Raw genomic sequence first — 22,090 nt, 5'->3', positions numbered from 1 at the left:
AAAATTAAAATTATGAGAGTATTATCTATTTTATCGGTTTTATTTATAACTTTAATAAGTTGTAATTGTCAGAAAAAAGCTGTTGAGGCAACTACTGAAACTTCAGTAAATGCCAAAGAAGTCAACGCCAATATGGAATTAATTTACACTGCAAATACAAGAGGTTTTTATCAAAAAATTACGGTGAAAAATCAGGAAGCATTTGTTTCTAGCGATAGAAATTCTGCTGAAAAAGGTGAAAGTATAAAAATTTCTGATGCTGATTGGAAAGAACTTTCGGGTTACATAAATAGTTTAAAATTAGACCAATTGGCAACCTATAAAGATCCAACCCAAAAGCGTTTTTATGACGGTGCAGCAATTGCAAATCTAAAAGTTATTTCAGAAGAAAAAGAATACCAAACAGTTGATTTTGATAACGGATTTCCTCCAGTTGAAATTGAAAAGTTGGTAAACAAAATAACATCACTTGCTAAAAAAGAATAATGAGCATAAAAGAAATACAAGACGAAATTATTGATGAATTTTCAATATTTGACGATTGGGACGAACGTTTTCAATATGTAATTGATTTGGGAAAAAACCTTCCACTGATTGATGAAAAATTCAAAACGGACGAAAATACCATCAAAGGCTGTCAATCGAAAGTTTGGTTAAATGGAGAGAAAACCGAAGGTAAAATTGTTTTTACTGCTGATAGCGATGCCATCATTACAAAAGGAATCATCGCCATTTTAATCAGAGTTTTTTCAAATCAGAAACCTGCCGATATTTTGGAAGCCAACACCGATTTTATTGACGAAATTGGATTAAAAAGTCATTTATCGCCAACACGCGCCAACGGATTGGTATCGATGATTAAACAAATAAAAATGTATGCTTTGGCATATCAATCACAGAATTAAATATAAAAATGGAAGAATTTAAAGACGAAATAAACTTAGGAGAAGACGTAGTAAAAGTATTAAAAGGAATCTACGATCCAGAAATACCAGTTGATATCTACGAATTGGGATTGATTTACGACGTAATGATCAACGAAGACAACGAAGTGAAAATTCTGATGACATTGACTTCACCAAATTGTCCAGTTGCAGAAACTTTGCCTCGTGAAGTTGAAGAAAAAGTGACTAAAATAGAAACCATTAAATCATGTGAGGTTGAAATTACTTTTGATCCGCCATGGAGCAAAGATTTAATGAGCGAAGAAGCAAAACTTGAATTAGGAATGCTTTAATTAGTCACAAAGACCAAAGTCTTAAAGTCGAAAGCTGTAGTGTTTTCAAGACTTTAAGACTTTCGACTTTTGACTTTAAGACTCCAAAAAATGGCAAGAACACAACCCAAATCCTTAAACGACAATCAAAAAATCGGATTCAGAACATCTTTCGGTTCGCTATCCTTTATACCTCGTTTTTTTAAGGAAATTTGGCGCACCAACAAGAAATTATTTCTGGCGTCGGCTTTTTGTAGATTGGTTGCTGCGTTATTGCCAGTTTCGATTTTGTGGGTTGGAAAAATCATTATTGATGCTATAATTAAGATCACATCACACGGAGAAACTGATTATTCTAGACTTTGGAAATTCGTTGCTTTAGAGTTTGGATTGGTTGTACTTTCCGATTTAGTTGGTCGTGCTATTTCATTAACCGATGGAATTCTTGGCGATCAATACAACATCAACAGTTCGGTTAAAATCATCAAAAAGACCAATGAAATAGACATCAGTTTATTAGAAAATTCTGAATTTTATGATAAATTAGATAGAGCGCGAACGCAAACTGCCGGTCGTGTAGATTTGATGTCAAATGTTTTAGGTCAGGCGCAAACTACTATTTCGATTATTTCGCTTGTAGTCGGATTGATTTATTTTGAGCCGTATCTTATAGTTTTACTGGTTCTTAGTATCATTCCGTCGTTTATAAATGAAGTTCGTTTCAGTCAGCAACAATATTCGTTGGCAAGAAGTTGGACATCAGAACGACGCGAATTGGATTACCTTAGATTTATTGGTGCGAACGACAAAACGGCCAAGGAAATTAAGCTTTTTGGCCTGACCGATTTTCTTGTAGAACGCTTTCAAACCTTGGCGACACGCTATTTTAAATTAAATAAAACGCTGGTAGTAAAACGTTCCAGTTACGGATTTCTGTTCAACGTTTTGGGTTCTATAAGTTATTATGCAGCATATATTTTTATAATTTACAGAGTACTTTCGGGAGTAATTACGCTTGGAGAGTTAACCTTTTTATCAGGAAGTTTCAACCGATTAATGAACAGTTTACGTGACTTCTTTTCAAAATTTACGCGGATTTCTGAAAGTTCATTATACTTGAAAGATTATTTCGATTTTCTCGATATTTCATCGGAATCCAATGCAAAAGAAGATGTGCCGTTACCTGAAAAAATCAAAATCGGATTCGAATTCAAGAACGTTTACTTCGCTTACCCAGAATCGGACAATCAAATCTTAAAAGATGTAAGTTTCGAAATTAAAGCTGGAGAAAAAATTGCATTTGTTGGACAAAATGGCGCAGGAAAAACCACGCTTACCAAATTAATTCTTCGTTTTTACGAACCAACATCTGGTGAAATTTTGTTGGACGGAATAAACATCAACCGATACAATAAAGCCGATTATCAGGAATATTTTGGCGTACTTTTTCAGGATTTCTTCCGTTATGAATTTTCTGTAAAGGAAAATATCGCAATTGGAAAAATTGATGAAATTGACAACCAACAACGCATAGAAAAGGCAGCAGAATTGAGTTTGGCAGACGAAGTAGTTTCTGAATTAAAATACGGTTACGAACAACAACTTGGCAAGCGGTTTGTAAAAGGTCAGGAATTATCGGGCGGACAATGGCAAAAAATTGCATTGGCACGAGCGTATATGAAAAATGCTGAGGTGATGATCTTGGACGAACCAACATCGGCACTTGATGCCAAAGCCGAAAGCGAAGTTTTTGAACGATTTATAGGATTAATAGAAAATAAAACCAGTGTTATAATCTCACACCGATTCAGCACTGTTAGGCAAGCAGACCGAATTATTGTTTTAGAAAACGGACAAATTTTAGAATCTGGAACTCACGAACAATTGATGGAAAACAACAAGTTGTACGCACAATTATTCACGCTGCAAGCCGAAGGTTATCAATAAATAAAAGTAGTATGGAAGACGAAATTATAAATAAAGTTGCCAATTCTGTTCTTGAGGTTTTCGATTTGGAAGATTATTATCAATCGGGAATTCGAACACAAATTGACATTTCACAATGGCTATACGAAGGTTTTCTTTTAAAAGAAAAAGACTTTCGTGAAGCGTTGAAAAATCACGATTGGTCGCAGTATCTAAATCATTATGTTGCCATAAATTGTGCTACCGATGCTATAATTCCGGCCTGGGCAAGTATTTTAGTTACTGTTTGCGTTACGCCATTTGCAAAGAAAGTAGTCTCGGGAAATTTCAATGATTTAGAAACTGCTTTATACGAAGAAACACTGCCAAATATTGATTATACAATTTATCAAGATAAGCCAGTTATCTTAAAAGGTTGTTCTAAAAAACCAGTGCCCGAAAGTGCGTATATTATTGCTGTTCAAAACCTTCAGAAAGTTGCAAAAAGCATTATGTATGGCGAAGCTTGTTCGGCAGTGCCATTATTTAAAAAAAGGAAAGTAGTTTAAATTCTACAAAATCAGTTAGTTATATTCGTTTTAAAATTTGTTGAAACCAAATGTATTTTTACCTTTGCACTCGAATTTTTAAAACTAAAAAAATGAAAAAAATTGTACTTACACTTACAATGATTTTATCACTAACAACTGTTTTTGCTCAAGAAAACGAGAAAGAACTTCTTAAAAAAACAGAAGAAGCAGTTGCTAAAATAAAAGAAGACAAACCAAACGGTTGGGTAAAAAAAGGAACCTTTACCTTTTTAGCAAATCAAGCTAGTTTCAACAATTGGTTGGCTGGTGGACAAAGCAATATCTCGGGAAATATTGGCTTAAACTATGATTTCAATTATAAAAAAGACAGTTGGAACTGGGACAATAAAGTAATTGCAGGATATGGTCTTACCAAAATTAAAGGGCAAGAAATGCAAAAATCTGACGATAGATTTCAATTCAATTCTTTGTTAGGTAAAAGAGCATCAGCAACTGGAAATTGGTATTACTCTGCTTTCTTTAATTTTAAAACACAATTCGATTCTGGTTTCGATTTAGCTTCTGGAATTAAAACTTCGCATTTCTTCTCGCCAGCTTATTTTCAGTTTGGACCAGGCATGTTATGGAAAAAATCGGACAATCTAAAAGTGAATTTTGCGCCTGCAACTTCCAAATTAATTATTGTGCATCCGCATTTTACCGATTTAGGATCATCTTTTGGCGTAGAACAAGGAAAATCAACTCGTTATGAATTTGGTGCAGCCATCAACGGATACTATAAATTCAATATTATGGAAAATGTTTCTGTAGAAAACATCTTGAATTTATATTCCAATTATCTAGACACACCACAAAACGTAGATGTAGATTATACTTTAAATATTGCCATGAAAATTAATAAATACATGTCAACCAATTTTGCATTTCAGGCCATTTATGACGACAATGCATTCTCAGGATTTCAAACACGTCAAGTGATAGGAGTAGGCGTAAACTTTGGGTTTTAATACCTCATTACATTTATTTAAACCGCTATTCGTTAGCGGTTTTTTTTTGGCGAATGGCCGCGCTTTACATTACAAGTCCTCACAAAAAAGCGGTGGTTCTAAGGTTTAAAAAGAGCTTCCGTTGGTCGCTTTTTTAAACCAAGAACCACACGCTTTTTTTGTTCCGGGCTTTTCATTTCAGTCGCTATCGCAATCGTAATTACTCAACAATTATATCTTTAAAATCTGGATATAAAAATTTATTATAAGGAAAACGAGTTATGTGAATTTCACGTACTTTCTCATAAATACGTTCTCTAAATTCTTCAAAATTTTCCTTTTCTAGCGCCGATATAAACAAAGCATTTTCAGTACCAACTTTATGCATCCAAGTTTGTTTCCATTCATCAAGAGTATTGTGTCGGTTTGTTTTTTCGGTCATTAAATCATCCTCCTCAATAGTCAAATGTTGGTAGGCATCAATCTTGTTAAAAACCATAATTACAGGTTTGTCATTACATTTAATATCTTGCAAAATTTGATTTACCGATGCAATATGCTCTTCAAAATCGGCATGCGAAATATCAACAATATGAAGCAATAAATCGGCTTCACGAACTTCGTCAAGTGTACTCTTAAAAGATTCAATTAATTGAGTAGGCAATTTTCTTATAAAACCAACAGTATCACTAAGTAAAAAAGGTAAATTTCCAATCACAACTTTTCTAACAGTTGTATCTAGTGTTGCAAAAAGTTTGTTTTCTACAAAGACTTCACTTTTACTAATTACATTCATTAAAGTCGATTTTCCAACATTGGTGTAACCAACAAGAGCTACACGAACCATTGCGCCACGATTGCCTCGCTGAACAGATTGTTGCTTGTCTATAGTCTTGATTTTTTCCTTTAACAATGCAATTCTGTCACGAACAATACGTCTATCGGTTTCAATTTCAGTTTCACCTGGACCACGCATTCCAATTCCACCTTTTTGACGTTCAAGATGCGTCCACATTCCTGATAATCTTGGTAATAAATATTGGCATTGCGCCAGTTCAACCTGAGTTCTCGCATAAGAAGTTTCAGCGCGTTGCGCAAAAATATCTAATATAAGATTGGTTCGGTCTAGTATTTTGGCATCAATAATAACTTTCGAAATATTTTTTTGTTGCGAAGGTGATAATTCATCATCAAAAATCACAGACGAAATATCATTTTCTTTGCAATATAAAGCAATCTCATCCATCTTTCCGGTTCCCAAGAAGGTTTTAGGATTTGGCTTGTCCATTTTTTGCCAAAAACGCTTCACCACTTCACCACCAGCTGTAAAAGTTAAAAATTCTAGTTCGTCAAGATATTCAACTAGTTTTTCTTCACTTTGGTTTTGAGTTACAACACCAACGATTACAGTTTTTTCAAAATTCGTTTTTTCTATTTCTAACATAATTTATATTTCTACTGCAAAAATAGATAAAAGGCATAAAAAATCGACTATCTGCAAGTTAAATTATTATTGGTAATTTTATTTAGTTAAAAAAGGCAATTTTATCACTTTATTTATAAATTTTGTTAAATTTGGAGATTAAAACTAAACAAACACAAAAAAATTAATTAACTTAAATTTCTACGTTAATGAAGAAAATTACTTTACTAATCATTACTTTATTGTTTTCTTTGATGGGTTATTCTCAATTCCCAACAGCAGGTATAGAAGGCTTTGAAGGAACAACAGGAGCAGATTTGCCAGCTCCAACAACACCTTCTGCTTGGACATTAGGAACAGGTGCAACTGGAAACCAATGGGCAGTTTTTGACAACGGCGTTGGTCTTACGCGAAGATGGAATATTACATCTGTTGCCGCAAATGTTTATTCTGGAGCGAATTCTGCTTACATGGACAGAGAAAACATTGGATTAGGAAACTCCTCCGAAGATTATCTAGCAACTCCTAGAGTGACAGTTCCTTTAAACGGTCAATTACGTTTTTGGACTAGATCAACTCAAAATGGTGCTAATCCTGACTCTCAGTATATTGTAAAAGTTAGTACTATAACAACTGCAGGTTCACAAACAACAATAGCAAATTATAATGCTAACCCAATTGTTGCTCAATGGACAGACGTAACTTTATCTACAGCTTATAATGTTTATGAAGAAAAAGTAGTTGATTTATCAGCGTTTGCAGGTCAAAATGTTTTCATTGCTTTTGTTCTTAAAAACAATCAATCAACTGGTGCAGTTACAACTTTAGATAGATGGTTAATTGATGGTGTTAGGCTTGTTCAAAGATGTTTAGAGCCAACCAATCTTACTGCAGGAAGTATTACTCAAACCTCGGCAAGTCTTAGTTGGACTAATCCAAGTGGCTCAACCTCATGGGAAATAGAAGTTACAAATACTGCTCCAACAGGTTCTGGAGTTATCTATAACGGTTCATTACCTTACAATGCAAGTGGTTTATTGCCATCTACTGGTTATGTATATTATGTAAGATCTTTATGTACCGATGCATCTAGTAATTGGGTTGGACCATTTAATTTTACCACTACAACACCAGGTTTGTCATGTGTCGCTCCAATAACCATATCATCCTTACTTTACACCACTACAGATAACACTTCTAACTATGGTGATACTACAGATACTACTCAGCCATCGGCTTGTGCAGGAACTACAACAAATTACATGACAGGAAATGATGTTTTTTATTCTTACACGCCTACAACTACTGGTGCTATAAGTATAACTATGACTCCTGGAGCAGCAAATACTGGTATTTTTGTATACCAAGGTTGTGCTAATGTTGGAGTTACATGTTTAGCAGGTGTTGCTAATGCAACAAGCGGAATAAGAACAATTCCAAGTTTAAACGTTATTGCTGGACAACAATATATTATAGTTCTTTCTTCAACAACAGCATCACAAACTTATGGTTACACTTTAGTAATTCAGCAGTTAAATTGTGCTCAACCTGGTGCGTTGGCAGCTACCAATATTTCTTTGACTGGAGCTCAACTTTCATGGAGTAATCCAGGAGCAGCTACTTCATGGGAATATGTGCTTCAACCAGCAGGAACAGCTATTCCATCTGGAGCAGGAACTCCAACAAGTTCAAATACAAACACTCCATTGTCAAGTCTTACTCCCGATACTGCATATCAATATTGGGTGAGAGCATCTTGTGGTAATGGAACATTTAGCGCGTGGTCTGGTCCTTTTCTTTTTAATACTTTAGTTCCACCACCAGCTTGTGGAGCAGTATTTACAGATGCTGGAGGATCGTCTGCCAATTATGCTGATAATGCTGACTCAACAGTAACTATTTGTCCAGCAACAACTGGCGATGTTGTTACAGTAACTTTTACATCATTTAGCACTCAAGCTACTTTTGATGGATTGTATATTTTTAATGGAAATTCTACATCAGCTACGCAATTTTCAAGTTCAAATCCATCGGGAAGTGTTCCTGGAGGTTTGGCAGGATCTTATTGGGGTACAACTAGTCCTGGTTCATTTACTTCATCTAGTCCAGATGGTTGCTTAACTTTTAGATTTAGAAGTGATGCAAACACAAGTGATACTGGTTGGACGGCTAATGTAACTTGTGGTTTACCGCCTGTTTGTCCTAAACCGATATCCTTGACAGCATCGGCTGTTCTTTCTGGATCGGTTAATCTAGCATGGACTGAAGCAGGTTCAGCAACAGCTTGGCAAGTGATTGCTTTGCCTTGTGGTTCTGCAACACCTACTGCCGCAACTACTGGTTGGGTTAATGCACCAACAAATCCATATACTTTAACGGGATTAACAGGTGAAACTTGTTATGATATTTATGTAAGAAGTATATGTTCTGTTACTGATTCAAGTAATCCTACAGGTCCAGTTACAATTACTACAACTGTTACTCCACCAGCTTGCGGAGGAACATTCTCAGATCCTGGAGGAATAGCAGCTAATTATGCAAACAGCACAGATTCTACTGTAACTATATGTCCATTAAATGTGGGAGATTTAGTTACTGTAACCTTTACAACATTTTTTACTGAAGCAAATTGGGATGGATTATACGTTTTTGATGGAAATTCAATTTCTTCGCCACTATTAGCCACTAATAATCCAGCAGGTTTTGTTCCTGGAGGATTACCAGGATCTTATTGGGGTGATTTAACAGGTAATTTACCTGGTCCATTTACATCAACTAGTACTGATGGATGTTTAACTTTTAGATTTAGAAGTGATGGATCAGTTACAAATCCAGGATGGACTGCAAACGTAACTTGTGCTCCAGCTCCAACATGCCAACAACCCAATACATTATCTGCAATAAATGCTACTGATACAACAGTACAGTTATCATGGACTAGTCCAGGAACAGCAACATCTTGGCAAGTAATTGCAGTAGCAGCTGGTTCACCAGCACCTTTAGATACAGCAACAGGATGGACAACGGCTCCAACAAATCCATTTACATTAACAGGTTTAACACCTAATTTTGAATATGAATACTACGTTAGAGGTAATTGTGGTACAGTAGATGGTTTAAGCCTTTGGTCTGGACCAATCGCTTTTACAACATTACCAACTTGTGCAATTCCTACTACATTATCGGTAACAACATTGACGACTTCTGCCACAGTAAGTTGGACTCAAGGTTTAAATCCAAATGGAACTACACCAACAGCATGGGAAGTACTAGCTTTACCATGCGGTTCAGCTTTGCCTACAGCAACAACAACAGGAGCGATTAGTGCTCTAAGCAATCCATTTACAGTAAACGGACTAACACCAGATACTTGTTATACATTTTATGTAAGAGCCGTATGTTCAACTACCGATTCAAGTCCATGGTCGCAATCTATTGAAGAAAATACACAACAAATACCACCAGCTTGCGGTGGAGTATTTACAGATTTAGGTGGTGCCAATGCCAATTATACTAACGGAACAGATTATACAGTTACAATTTGTCCTACAATACCAGGTGAACAGGTTACAGTAACTTTTACCGATTTCTTTACCGAAGCAAATTGGGATGGATTATATGTTTTTGACGGAAATTCAATTACTTCACAACAATTAGCAACCAGTAATGGCGGTGGAAATGTTCCTGGTGGATTGCCAGGTTCATATTGGGGTAACTTGACAGGAGCAAATTTACCTGGACCTTTTACCGCATCAAGTTTAAGTGGATGTTTGACCTTTAGATTTAGAAGTGATGCTTCTGTTAATAATCCGGGTTGGATAGCAAATGTTACTTGCGCACCACCACCAACATGTCCTAAACCAACAGCTGTTGTAGTTACAAACGTAACACAAACAGGAGCAACGATTTCTTGGACAGAAATTAGTACAGCAACAACATGGGAAGTATTAATTTTACCTGCAGGTTCTCCTTTGCCAACAGCGTCTTCTGTAGGAATTATAACAACTTTAAATCCTTATGTAGCTACAGGTTTAACATCAGGAACTCCTTATGTAGTTTATGTTAGATCAATATGCAGTTCGTCAGATATTAGTTTGTGGTCTAGTGTAGTTGCGTTTACAACTTTAATAACAAATGATGAGTGTGCTAATGCAATAGTTGCTCCGGTTAATACTACTACTACATGTACACAAACCGTTGGAGGAACTGTTATTGGCGCAACTCCATCATCGCAACCTAATGCTTGCGGTGGAACAGATGATGATGATGTGTGGTTTCAATTTACTGCAACAAGCACTACGCACACTATTAATTTATTAAATATTACAGGAAGTACTGCCGATTTATATCATGTTTTATACTCTGGTACATGTGGAGCTCTAACACAATTATATTGCAGCGATCCAAATACAAGTACTGCCAATAATCTTGTTGTAGGACAAACTTACTTTATAAGAGTTTACACATGGACAGGAACAGGAAATCAAACCTCTACCTTTAATCTTTGTATAGGAACACCAGTGCCACCACCAAGTTGTATCACAAATACACCAGCAGGAAATACATGCGCAGTTGCAACACCAATTTGTAACTTGAATGGATATTGTGGTAATACTTCAGCAACTTATACATCAGACTCTTGGCCTCAATTAAGTACAGCTTTTTGTGGCTCTCTTGAAAACAATTCCTTCTTAACCTTTACGGCATCGTCAAGTACCATCTCATTTGATGTTTGGGTTACAAGTAGTCAAGACAATAATGGAATTCAAATTATGATTTTTGGTGCTGCAACATGTGGCTCAGGTCCAGTTACAAGTTATACTTGTTGGAGTCCAGGTTTTGTCCCTGCAGGTTCTACAAATATTTCAGCAACAGGTTTAACACCTGGTAATACTTATTATATAATGATTGATGGATTTGCTGGAGATGTTTGTGATTATGTTATTGCAACCAATTCTGGAATTCAAACACCAATTGTTATTAATACATCAACATCTACTACGACTTCTACAATATGTTTAGGTCAATCGGCATCTTTAACTGCAAGTGGAGGAAACGGAATTTATTCTTGGTCGCCAGCAACTAACTTAAATACTACTTCTGGAAGTACCGTTGTTTTCTCTCCAACAGCAGTAGGTTCTTATACATTAACTGCTACTTCTACAGATAATAATCCATTGTGTCCGCAATCTGGATCAAGCTCTCAAACGATTATTGTTACTGATATTGTTCCATCACAATTTACTCAGGTTCCTTCTTTTTGTGAAGGATCTACAGCGCCTGTACTTCCAACTACATCAAATAATGGTATTTCTGGAACTTGGTCGCCAATGCCAGTAAGTAATGTTGCAGGTACAACAACGTACACTTTTACACCAAGTATAACTCAGTGTGCATACCCTACAACTATGGATGTTACTGTTAATTCGGGAGTAATACCAACATTTTTGTCGCCAGCTCCTATTTGTGTTGGAGCACCAGCGCCAATTTTACCAACATCTTCAAATAATTTAACTCCTGTAACTGGATCATGGTTTCCAACAACTGTTAGTAATACTGCTTCAGGAACTTATACATTTACACCAAATCCAGGGCAATGTGCATCAACTACAACTATTAATGTTACAGTAAATAATAATTGTGATTTTGGAAGTTATGCGAATGCTGTTTGGTTAACAAATTGTTCAACATCAGACTTTTTTAATACTGTAGGCTCTGGAACTGATATTATAGGACCAATTTCAAATGTTTTTCCAAATTCAGATTTAGGAACTTATATTCAAAATTCTAGCGCATTAATATTGAGAGGTGCAGAAGTTAAAACATTCAAGAATGCTAGTGCTAACGTATGTAGTGCAAGATTGAACTATAGAATTTATCCACAATCTGGAGTTCCTGGTGCTTTTCAAGTAATGAACTTACCTTTCTTTGACAATTGTGGAGGAACTTCTTTTCCAACTGGAGGTTCTTGTCAAACAGGAGATCAAAAATGGCAAATGATTTTAAATAATTCGCAATCGCCAATTGATTTAACTTCTTACGCGCCTGGAAATTATGTTATAGAGGTTTATTATGATGTTACAGGTGATATTAATTCAACAGTAGATTGTGATGACAATGTAATTATAAATAACAATGGAGCAAATTATAGTGCTACTTATACAATACAATCACAACCAATTTATACTAGTACTAATCCTACTATGTGTAATGGAGTTAATGGAACTATAACAATTTCAGGATTAGCTCCTGGTGAAACTTATGGTACAAGTTATCAAGATGGTTCTGCCACGGTTGGACCTATTAATTTAACTGCAACTTCTAATGGTGAAATAATTATAAACTCATTAAACTCTGGTACCTATTCTAATTTCTTATTATCAGTTAATGGTTGTTCTTTCCCTTACTTAACTCCAATAGTATTGTTTGATCCAAGCATACCAACGGTTTCAGTTAATAGCTTAACCGTTTGTCAAAGTTCACCTGCTACTGTAGTTGCAACACCAATACCTGCCGGAAATTATGTTTACACATGGACTGTTCCAACTGGAGCAACGAATCCAGGAAATGTATCAAGTTTTAATGCATTAGTTTCAGGAACATACGCCGTAGTAGTTACGAGTACTGTTACTGGTTGCTCAAGTAATTCAGCATCGGGTACAATACTTATAAATCCAAATCCTACAGTTACTGTTAACAGTCCTTCATTTTGTGTAGGAAACTCAACAGCTGTAACCGCTACACCGGGAGTTGCAGGAACTTACAATTATACTTGGACAGTTCCAACAGGCGCAACTGATCCAGGAAATGTGGCTTCATTTATTCCAACAATTTCAGGAAGCTACTCGGTGGTTATTAATGATGTAGCTACAGGTTGTGTTAGTTCTTCTGTAACTTCAATTGTTATAATTAATCCAGTGCCAGTTGTTACACTTAATAGTCCAACTGTTTGTCAAGGTCAAACGGCTACACTTACTGCTAATGTCGGTTCGCCAGGCGTTTACACATATACATGGACAGTTCCTGCTGGAGCAACAAATCCTGGTAATGTGTCTACATTTAATGCAACTGTATCTGGTACTTACAGTGTTGTTATAAGTAATACTAATAGTTTATGTAACCAAGATTTTGAAACGCCTTGTGGTGTTCCAGCTGGTGGTATGTCTTTTGTAAATCAAACAAGTTTCTCTTGTTGGAATACAACGGCAACAGACGGAATAATAGAAGTATGGTCAAGCGGTAATGAAGGTGTTACTTCTTACTCAGGAAATCAATTTGTTGAATTGAATGCAAATCAAGTTTCATCTTTATATCAAAATCTGTCGGTTCTTCCCGGATCTACTGTTAACATTGCATTTGCACACAGAGGTCGTTTTTCTGGAACGGATGTTTTAGAATTACAAGTAGGACCAGTTGGTGGACCATATACAAGTTTAGGTCAATTTTCTGCTCAACCAGCAGCATGGGTTTACAATAATGTGATGTACACATTCCCTAATAATGGAGTTTCTAATTATACTGTTCGTTTTGTATCTATTAGTTCAGGATCTGGTAATAATACTGTTGGTAATTTTATTGATGCTGTGTCAATAAACTCTATCAACTGTCCATCAATTCCTGCTATTGGAACTGTAACTATCAATCCTACGGTTGTTCCAACTTTCAATACAATTGCGCCTCTATGCTCTGGCATAGTTGCTCCTTTATTGCCTAGTTCATCAACTAATACAACTCCTGTAACAGGAGTGTGGTTTCCTTCTAGTATAGATACATCAGTTGCTGGAAATAGTACATACACATTTACACCAGATGCTGGTCAATGTTCAAATCCTATTTCTATTGTTGTAACTGTTAACTCTGTAGCAACTCCAACTGTAAATGTTCTTGTTCAACCAACATGTTCAACACCTACAGGAACAATTGAAGTAACATCACCAGTTTCAGGTTCATCAACCGTTGCAACAGACTTGTTTATATCTGAAGTAACTGATTCTAATGCTGGATCTTTATCTTACATAGAGTTGTATAATGGTACCGCGTCTGCAATAAATTTATCTACATATTCTTTAAAAACTGCAAGTAATGGAGGAGTTTACTCCTTTACGTTGCCTCTAAATAATGTGAGTTTACCGTCGGGTAGTACTTATGTTGTTGCATTGGGTAATGATAATTTTTGTCCCTCAATTACTGGAGGAAACGGATCTTTAGCAGCACAAACAAATACATCTGGTTCGGTTAATTTTAGTTCAAATGGTAATGATCATTTTGGTTTATTTAACGGAACAGCTCTTGTAGATAGTTGGGGAATTTTTGGCAACAATAATTGGGCTCCATCTATTGTTGGTACTGAAGGTGCAGATTTTAGAAGAAAAAATAATGTTACACTTCCAAGTGCAACATATAATAATAATGATTGGAATGTGTTAGACTATGCAGGAAGTGGAGTTTGTGCAAATAATGACTATTCTAATATTGGAACATATACAACAGTAACTTCATCTACATACCAATATAATGTTGATGCAGGAACTTACCAGACTAGTCCTGTTTTTGCAGGTCTTGCACCTGGAAGTCACGTTGTAACTGTGTTAGATACTTTAACTGGCTGTATTTCTTCTAGTGTGACAGTTGTTTTAAATGCAATTGTATTGAATCCTTCGGTAACTACTATTAGTTATACTACACCAGTTTGCTCTAATGTTTCTCCAACATTAACACCTAATACGTCTGCTCTAGGGTTCACTACTGGCGGAGTTTATACGGCAACTCCAGCAGGATTATCAATAAATTCTGTTTCAGGTATTGTAGATTTAACTCTTTCTAGTCCGGGTACATATATTGTAGATTACTCTGTAAGTCAAAATAATACTTTATGTTTATCTGCCGGAAATTCAACATTCACTTTAGTAATCAATGGAGTTCCTACAGTTAGTGTAAACAGTCCAACCGTTTGTCAAGGATTACCTGCTATTATTAATACAGTAACAAATCCTTCATCGGCAACTTACTCTTATGTATGGACAGTTCCTTCTGGCGCAACTAATCCTGGAGATGTCGCATCATTTACTGCAACAGTTTCTGGAACTTATTCAGTCGTTATTACTAATACAACAACAGGTTGTTCAAGTATAAGCGCGTCGAGTACAGTAACCATAAATACTATTCCAACAGTTTCTGTTAATAGCCCAACAATATGTCAAGGAATTGCGGCAAATGTAGTTGCAACTACAAGTGCAGGTAGTTATTCTTATACTTGGACTGTTCCAGCTGGTGCAACCAATCCTGGAAATGTAAATTCGTTTACAGCTACAGCCTCAGGAAGCTATTCTGTTGTAATTACAAATACTACTACAGGTTGTTCTAGTACTAGTGCTACAAGTATCGTAACTATAAATTCAAATCCTGTGGTTACCGTGAACAGTGTTACAGTTTGTCAAGGATCACAAGCTACAATAACAGCTTCGCCTGCAACTAATGGAAGTTATTCTTATCTTTGGACTGTTCCAGTTGGAGCAACCAATCCTGGGAATGTTTCAACATTTAATACATTAATTTCAGGAACATATAGTGTAGTTATTACTAATACGTTAACTGGCTGTTCAAGCCTTAGTGCTTCTGGTACAGCTACTTTTATTCCATCATTTGATTTTACTATTAATGGAGAATGTGTTAACAATAATTATACCTTGGAGGTTATTCCATCATCAGGTTCGTTTGATGTTAGTACTTCTAATTTTTCTTGGCAGTTGGTTTCAACTTCCAATATTAATGTAGGAACAAATAGTCCAACGTTTGATGTTACTTCTTATTATGGTTCAGCAACAGCAAGTCTTCCAGCTACTTTTGCTGTTAATGTAACAACTGTAGACGGATGTGTTCAAAGTCATACAATAATTTTAGATAGAATTTATTGTCAAATTCAAAGAGGTATTTCTCCTAATGGTGATGGCGACAATGAGTATTTCGATTTAAAAACACTAGGAGTTCAAAAACTGAGCATCTATAACCGATATGGATCTAAAGTATATTCAAGATTTGATTATACTGATCAATGGGTAGGTCAAGCAGATAGTGGAAATGAACTTCCTGATGGAACCTATTATTATGTAATTGAATTTAAAAACAATCAGTCAAGCAAAACAGGTTGGATATATATTAATAGAGAAATAAAATAACAAACTAATTATAAAATGATAAATTTCAAAACGATGAAAAAATTATATTTCTTAACTGCGTTTGCTTTGATGACATTCTTCAATGTCAGTGCACAACAAGATCCACACTACACTCAATACATGTATAACATGAGTGTTATCAATCCTGCTTATGCTGGTTCTAAAGAAACCCTTACAGGAGGTTTGCTTTACAGAAAGCAATGGGTTGAAATTGAAGATGCTCCTAAAACAGGAACATTCTTTATAAACAGTCCAGTTGGGAAAAACGTTGGTCTTGGTATATCTGCAATTAACGATAAAATTGGTCCTGTTGAAGAGACAAATTTATATGCCGATTTCTCTTATACTCTTAATCTTGGTGGCGAACATAAACTAGCTTTTGGATTAAAAGGTGGAGCCACTTTTCACAAAGTTGGTTTATTTAGTGAGATTTATAATAATGTTCCCGATGCTAATGATGTTGCTTTTAAAGAAAATTCTAATAGAACATTCTTAAACCTTGGTACAGGTTTGTTTTATTATACTAATAAATATTATGTAGCACTTTCTGTTCCAAATATGTTAAAATCTAAATATTTAGATTATAACGGAAGACAATTTGGTACAGAGACATTACATTATTTTCTTACTGGAGGTTATGTGTTTGATTTAAATCCTGCGTTGAAATTTAAACCTTCTGCAATGATTAAATCTGCTTTTAATGCGCCAACATCTTTAGATCTATCTGCTAATTTCTTGTTTAATGAGAAATTTGAAATTGGAGGAACATACAGACTTGACGATTCCTTTGGAGCAATGGTTAATTATGCAATTACGCCAAGTTTAAAAATTGGATATGCTTATGATCATATCGTTTCAGATTTAAAAGTAACAACGCCATCGTCTCATGAGATTATGTTGTTATTTGATTTGAATTTCCCGAAAAAAGTATCACAATCTCCAAGGTATTTCTAACATAAAACAATAGTAAAAATGAAAAATCTATATATAGTATTAAGTTTTGTTGCAATAAGTGCTTCTAGTATTGCTCAAAACAAAGACACAAAAGCAGCCGATAAATTATTCAATAGATATGAATATGTATCTGCGGCTAAAGAATATCAAAAAATTGCAGAAAGTGGTAAAGGCGATGGTTATGTATATAAACAATTAGCAGATACTTATTACAATATGTTTAATACTGCAGAGGCTGTAACTTGGTATGCAAAAGCTACACAAACACCTCAAGATGCAGAAACTTATTTTAGATATGCACAAATGCTTAAAGCAAATGGTAAATATGAAGAAGCAAATAAACAAATGAATAAGTTTGCTTCAATGTCACCTAACGATTTAAGAGCAAAAGCATTTAAAGAAAACCCAAATTATGTACCTAAAATTTTAGGTAAAGATGTAAGTTATACGGTAAACTCACTACCTGTTAGTTCTGATAAATCAGATTTTGGCGCTGTTATGTATGACAATACTTTGTATTTTACTAGTGCTAGAAACGGTGCCAGAAAAAATTATGGTTGGAACGAAGAACCTTTTTTAGATATTTATAGTTCAACTATGGGTGATTCTGGAACTTTTTCTGATGCAACAACTGTTTCTGAATTAAACTCAAAGTTTCATGATGGACCAGTTACAATAAGTGCAGATGGATTTACTATGGTTTTCTCTAGTGATAGTTTTAGAGAACATCTTTTTGAAAAAGATAAAGTAAACAAACTTAAATTAGGAAAAAACAATCTTTATAGTGCTACTAAATCTGGTGACACTTGGGGTACTATTAAACCACTTCCTTTTAATAGTAAAGAATATTCATTAAGCAATCCAAGTTTAAGCAGAGACGGAAAAACACTTTATTTTTCTTCTAACATGCCAGGGAGTTTAGGCGGAGTTGATATCTGGAAAGTTTCTGTTAACGGCGATACTTACGGTACTCCAGAAAACCTTGGAAATAAAGTAAACACAGAAGGTAATGAAAGTTTTCCTTTTATTGCAGATGATAATTCTACTTTATATTTTGCTTCAAGCGGAAAACAAGGCCTTGGCGGATATGATATTTACATGATTGATCTAGCTAAAGGAACAGAAGCTGTAAATATGGGTAAACCAGTTAATACAGAAAAAGATGACTTTGCTTTCACATTCAATAAAGCTAAGAATTTAGGGTTTCTTTCTAGTAATAGAAATGGTAATGATGATATCTTTAGCGCTACACCAATTTGTGCAGTTTATCTATTAACTACTGTAACTAATGCTAAAACTGGAGCTATTTTAGCCGATGCAAAAGTGGCTATTCTTGATGATAAGAAAAACATTATTGCTACAGAAATGTCTGATGCTAAAGGTGAAGTTAACTTTAAAATTGAATGCGATAAACCTTACTCTATTCAAGCTTCCAAAGATGGGTTTGAAGGAAATGTTTTTCCTGTTGCTAAAAGTAAAGGACCAACTGCCAAAGTTGATGCTGCATTACAACCAATTGATGTAATTGTAACACCTACTGAAATTATTTTAAAACCTATCTATTTTGAATTTGACAAAAGTAACATTACTCAAGAAGGAGCTTTTGAGCTAGATAAACTTGTACAAGTAATGAAAAATAATGATGCATTAGTTATTTTTGCTAAATCTCACACAGATAGAAGAGGAAGTGATGATTATAATTTGACTTTGTCAGATAGAAGAGCTAAATCAACAGTTCAGTATATCATTTCTAAAGGAATTCCTGCCGAAAGAATTTCTGGTAAAGGATTTGGTGAAACTGAACCAAAAGTTGATTGCGATAAATGTACAGAAGAAGAACATTCTCAAAACAGACGTTCAGAATTCTTGATTGTTAAGTAATCTGTCGTAACCAATATATAAAAACCTATGGAGTTAGCTTCATAGGTTTTTTGTTTTTAAGGTGGTTTAAGGCGGTTTAATTTTTTAGCCGACTTGTACTTGGATTTTGATAAACGAAGTGTTTAACGGACGCTAAATGCCTTAAAAATCAAACAATTGATGTGTCGGATAAATTATTCATATTTGTTTTATAATCTGTGTAAATAATTTAGAATAAGACACTTTTAAAAAAAGCTAATCACTATTGTTGTTCTAATTAAACATAATCTTTAAAAAGCATATTAAAAAAAGATGAAAAAAATAATTTTAATTATAATAATAAATATAGTTTTACCTCTTGTGCTCAAAACTATGAACAAAAGGGTTTAGCTTTACAATTTTAAAGAAACGCCTTTATGGGAATTAGCCAAAGAAACTCGTGGCGAGAATGTTAGTGGTATTAATTATTTTATTAAATCTAACAATACAAATATCGGTGATAAAGACCCTATTATTAATCAGACGTTATTGGCTTTGTGTATTCAGAATAAGAAAAAAAAGTCTTTCATTACGTTATTAAAAAACTGAGCTAATCCAAATGAATTATTAGGTGAACTTAAAGATGTTTCTCCCTTAATTTATGCTTTAGAAAATAAAGATGATTGTGATTTATTTTATGTAGAGAATTTGTTAAAATATGGTGCAAATCCAAATTTTGAAATAATTAATACTAACATTGAAAGTTTCTTTTTAAATAGTTTTCCTTTACTTGTTGCTATTCGTAACGATGGTAATAAATGTATTGAAACCATAAAATTATTAATTGAGTACGGAGCAAATATTGATTGTTGTTATTTAAATCCAATGTCGCAAATGTGTGAAGGAGTTATTCATGAATGTTTAACTAATAATAGTATGTTATTATTGAGGTATTTTGTAATTGAGAAAAAGATACCACTACCTAATGTAGTTTATATAGAAGGTTTTAATGATAAGTCCACTCAAAAAAAGTTTAGTTTGTTGCAATACTTAAATCTTGATGATTTGAAATATAAAAATACTCCATCAGAAGCCTATATTAAATCTAAATAGGATTTTATAAATTATTTAAAAAAAGTGAAATGGTCTATTTAATTATCTTTTTTTTATTTAAAAACAAGCACAAGATTTTATTTTAATCCTTGTAATCGATCTAAAATGAAAAATAATCAACTTTTTTGACCACATTGCCTTAAATTCCTAAAAGTATTATAAAACAAAGTAAGGCGATGTTTGTCCAGAGAGTTGATAATAATGATTTCGGTTACTCAATAGTTCTCATCGATTTTTAAAGCACAATAAAGCATGAAATACCTAACGATAACAATATTTCTCCTTTTAGTAATTAGTAGCATGACTAAAAAGAATTCTGAATCAGATAAAAAATATTATATTTTCAAGAAAGAAATAATTAATCATTACACGCTCATTCATGCTGTAAATGATAAGGATAGTATCTTATTTATATCCAATAATAAAAAAGTCATTAAATGTTTAGAACATTATAACTATATTCTAAATGATAAATTAGATCAAGTTTCTTTTTTTGTTTCTAACAATGATTCCGTCTATTTTAGATATAACACTAGAGATTTAAATAATGTAATGAATATAGCTACTGGATATGGAAAACCTGGTCAAAAAGTTAAAACTATCTATTCTTATAAATCTTTTCCTTATCTTTTCGTAAATTGTTCTAATTTTAGATGAGAAAGGAAATGTCGGTAATGTTCCATAATTACTGATGATATCACAGAAGGCGAAAACATGTTGCTAAAAGTATAACGTGGAACCGTATCCGTGCATATAAGGAGAATCAAGACATAAAAACATGTAGTTTTTTATTAAATTGCAGGTTTGTATAATGATTTAGAGATCATTGTATTAAGTTTGTTTTTGATTATGGTCATAGAATGCAAATCCTTGCTATTGGGAATTAGTATTAGAAATTATAAAAGAAAGAATGGAGCAACGAGCGCATCAATAAAAAGAATAAAATAAAAAATCTTAAAAATAAATGATATGAAAAAAATAAAAGTATATATGTTTTTTTTACTTTGTTGTTTATCATGCGAAGCACAAAACATTAAAATAGACTCAACTAATTATAGTAATTTTTACGATTATAGTGCACATTATAAAAAGTCAGACGTAAAATCTTTTTCTTTATCAGAAACAATGATAATAGACATCGTTAGTGAAGAAATGCAAAAATTAGGGTTTAAATGGATTACTAAATTTAGAATTATAAAAATAGATGAAAATAATTATATTAATTCAATTTGTTATTCTGATAAATCAAATTGTGGTTTTTTATTTGATGAGATCTATGAAACAGAACATAATCAAGAAGATAGGAATTGGAAAAGCTTAAATAAAAAATATTCTGGTTATGATTACGTAGAGAAGATTGTTTCTTTAGATGGCAGTTATAAATTTGTAAATATTAAAGAGGTTCCAAATAACTTGTATATTCTTAAGATGAACGATTATTGTTATCAACAAAGCACAAATCCAGAGAAGAATAAGAAATTAGTGTCCAAAGAGTTTATAGTAAACTTATTAAGGGAAGATGTTCGTTCGTTCTTGAAGAATAAAAAACCATAATGTACTTCATAAAAAATAGTTATAAACGGATTATGTTTTTGGAAAATTTAATATACACAAAAGTACTATACGTTTTATTAGCATAATTTTAAAACGTCTAAATTGCATGTTTATAAATTAGGTAACATTATGTTTTAATAACAAAAAAAGAGCTCCCGATCGCTCGGATATGAGCAAACTTGATTCGTTACGATAGCGCGGATTTGCATCCAGATGGCTCGGATATGTAAATTTCCCTCGTGAACGATAGCGCGGATTTGCAACCTGATGCAGAAGGATATGTAAGTAATACAGTTGTAAACAATGTAAATGTTTATAATTATGTATTTAATTACGTTGACCATTTGGGAAACAATAGGTTGAGTTACACCTAT

Annotated in this window: 13 protein-coding genes; 12 read left to right on the top strand and 1 reads right to left on the bottom strand. The window is 33.9% G+C overall.

Annotated features, from left to right (window positions below):
* Nucleotides 1-12: 12 nt before the first annotated feature.
* The 6 genes from ACH2CG_RS15005 (at nucleotide 13) to ACH2CG_RS14980 (ending at nucleotide 4,679) form a co-directional block, all read left to right on the top strand.
* A complete protein-coding gene (locus ACH2CG_RS15005) occupies nucleotides 13-486 on the top strand; it encodes a hypothetical protein (RefSeq protein WP_395066638.1) in 474 nt (157 codons plus the stop codon).
* Nucleotides 486-905 carry a SufE family protein gene (locus ACH2CG_RS15000; RefSeq protein WP_395066636.1) on the top strand — a complete coding sequence of 140 codons (420 nt, stop codon included), beginning with the start codon at nucleotides 486-488 and terminating at the stop codon, nucleotides 903-905. The genes ACH2CG_RS15005 and ACH2CG_RS15000 overlap by 1 nt, the downstream gene beginning before the upstream one ends.
* Before the next feature lie 8 nt (nucleotides 906-913).
* The gene (locus tag ACH2CG_RS14995; protein WP_395066634.1) at nucleotides 914-1,237 is read left to right on the top strand and encodes an SUF system Fe-S cluster assembly protein; all 324 of its coding nucleotides are present in this window, start codon (nucleotides 914-916) and stop codon (nucleotides 1,235-1,237) included.
* Nucleotides 1,238-1,327: 90 nt separating this feature from the next.
* A complete protein-coding gene (locus ACH2CG_RS14990) occupies nucleotides 1,328-3,163 on the top strand; it encodes an ABC transporter ATP-binding protein (protein ID WP_395066632.1) in 1,836 nt (611 codons plus the stop codon).
* A gap of 11 nt (nucleotides 3,164-3,174) precedes the next feature.
* Complete coding sequence (locus tag ACH2CG_RS14985; RefSeq protein WP_395066630.1) at nucleotides 3,175-3,690, top strand: DUF2480 family protein; 516 nt, start codon at nucleotides 3,175-3,177, stop codon at nucleotides 3,688-3,690.
* A gap of 92 nt (nucleotides 3,691-3,782) precedes the next feature.
* On the top strand, nucleotides 3,783-4,679 hold the full coding sequence (locus tag ACH2CG_RS14980) for a DUF3078 domain-containing protein (protein WP_395066628.1): 897 nt from the start codon (nucleotides 3,783-3,785) through the stop codon (nucleotides 4,677-4,679).
* A gap of 199 nt (nucleotides 4,680-4,878) precedes the next feature.
* Here ACH2CG_RS14980 and hflX read toward each other — a convergent pair whose 3' ends face one another.
* Nucleotides 4,879-6,102 carry a GTPase HflX gene (gene hflX, locus ACH2CG_RS14975; protein WP_395066626.1) on the bottom strand — a complete coding sequence of 408 codons (1,224 nt, stop codon included), beginning with the start codon at nucleotides 6,100-6,102 and terminating at the stop codon, nucleotides 4,879-4,881.
* Between the two features lie 188 nt (nucleotides 6,103-6,290).
* Between hflX and ACH2CG_RS14970 the strand changes: the two genes are divergently transcribed.
* The 6 genes from ACH2CG_RS14970 (at nucleotide 6,291) to ACH2CG_RS14945 (ending at nucleotide 21,716) form a co-directional block, all read left to right on the top strand.
* Nucleotides 6,291-16,256 (top strand): fibronectin type III domain-containing protein, encoded by a 9,966-nt coding sequence (locus ACH2CG_RS14970; protein ID WP_395066624.1) that lies wholly within the window; start codon nucleotides 6,291-6,293, stop codon nucleotides 16,254-16,256.
* Nucleotides 16,257-16,289: 33 nt separating this feature from the next.
* Nucleotides 16,290-17,210: a type IX secretion system membrane protein PorP/SprF gene (locus ACH2CG_RS14965; RefSeq protein WP_395066622.1), complete on the top strand. Its 921-nt coding sequence runs from the start codon at nucleotides 16,290-16,292 to the stop codon at nucleotides 17,208-17,210.
* A gap of 18 nt (nucleotides 17,211-17,228) precedes the next feature.
* Nucleotides 17,229-19,091, top strand: coding sequence for an OmpA family protein (locus ACH2CG_RS14960; RefSeq protein WP_395066620.1), 1,863 nt, complete (start codon nucleotides 17,229-17,231; stop codon nucleotides 19,089-19,091).
* Between the two features lie 666 nt (nucleotides 19,092-19,757).
* The gene (locus ACH2CG_RS14955) at nucleotides 19,758-20,162 is read left to right on the top strand and encodes a hypothetical protein (RefSeq protein WP_395066618.1); all 405 of its coding nucleotides are present in this window, start codon (nucleotides 19,758-19,760) and stop codon (nucleotides 20,160-20,162) included.
* Between the two features lie 252 nt (nucleotides 20,163-20,414).
* The gene (locus ACH2CG_RS14950; protein ID WP_395066616.1) at nucleotides 20,415-20,819 is read left to right on the top strand and encodes a hypothetical protein; all 405 of its coding nucleotides are present in this window, start codon (nucleotides 20,415-20,417) and stop codon (nucleotides 20,817-20,819) included.
* Between the two features lie 312 nt (nucleotides 20,820-21,131).
* Nucleotides 21,132-21,716 (top strand): hypothetical protein, encoded by a 585-nt coding sequence (locus ACH2CG_RS14945; protein ID WP_395066614.1) that lies wholly within the window; start codon nucleotides 21,132-21,134, stop codon nucleotides 21,714-21,716.
* Nucleotides 21,717-22,090: the final 374 nt, after the last annotated feature.

This window comes from Flavobacterium sp. (assembly GCF_043778725.1).
Lineage (GTDB): Bacteria > Bacteroidota > Bacteroidia > Flavobacteriales > Flavobacteriaceae > Flavobacterium.
This window is presented reverse-complemented; position numbering and strand designations above follow the sequence as displayed.

What these genes read in the sequence shown, in the direction of transcription:
- ACH2CG_RS15005 (WP_395066638.1), top strand. Translation starts at nt 13, where the DNA reads ATGAGAGTATTATCTATTTTATCGGTTTTATTTATAACTTTAATAAGT.
- ACH2CG_RS15000 (WP_395066636.1), top strand. Translation starts at nt 486, where the DNA reads ATGAGCATAAAAGAAATACAAGACGAAATTATTGATGAATTTTCAATA.
- ACH2CG_RS14995 (WP_395066634.1), top strand. Translation starts at nt 914, where the DNA reads ATGGAAGAATTTAAAGACGAAATAAACTTAGGAGAAGACGTAGTAAAA.
- ACH2CG_RS14990 (WP_395066632.1), top strand. Translation starts at nt 1,328, where the DNA reads ATGGCAAGAACACAACCCAAATCCTTAAACGACAATCAAAAAATCGGA.
- ACH2CG_RS14985 (WP_395066630.1), top strand. Translation starts at nt 3,175, where the DNA reads ATGGAAGACGAAATTATAAATAAAGTTGCCAATTCTGTTCTTGAGGTT.
- ACH2CG_RS14980 (WP_395066628.1), top strand. Translation starts at nt 3,783, where the DNA reads ATGAAAAAAATTGTACTTACACTTACAATGATTTTATCACTAACAACT.
- hflX (WP_395066626.1), bottom strand. Translation starts at nt 6,102, where the DNA reads ATGTTAGAAATAGAAAAAACGAATTTTGAAAAAACTGTAATCGTTGGT.
- ACH2CG_RS14970 (WP_395066624.1), top strand. Translation starts at nt 6,291, where the DNA reads ATGAAGAAAATTACTTTACTAATCATTACTTTATTGTTTTCTTTGATG.
- ACH2CG_RS14965 (WP_395066622.1), top strand. Translation starts at nt 16,290, where the DNA reads ATGAAAAAATTATATTTCTTAACTGCGTTTGCTTTGATGACATTCTTC.
- ACH2CG_RS14960 (WP_395066620.1), top strand. Translation starts at nt 17,229, where the DNA reads ATGAAAAATCTATATATAGTATTAAGTTTTGTTGCAATAAGTGCTTCT.
- ACH2CG_RS14950 (WP_395066616.1), top strand. Translation starts at nt 20,415, where the DNA reads ATGAAATACCTAACGATAACAATATTTCTCCTTTTAGTAATTAGTAGC.
- ACH2CG_RS14945 (WP_395066614.1), top strand. Translation starts at nt 21,132, where the DNA reads ATGAAAAAAATAAAAGTATATATGTTTTTTTTACTTTGTTGTTTATCA.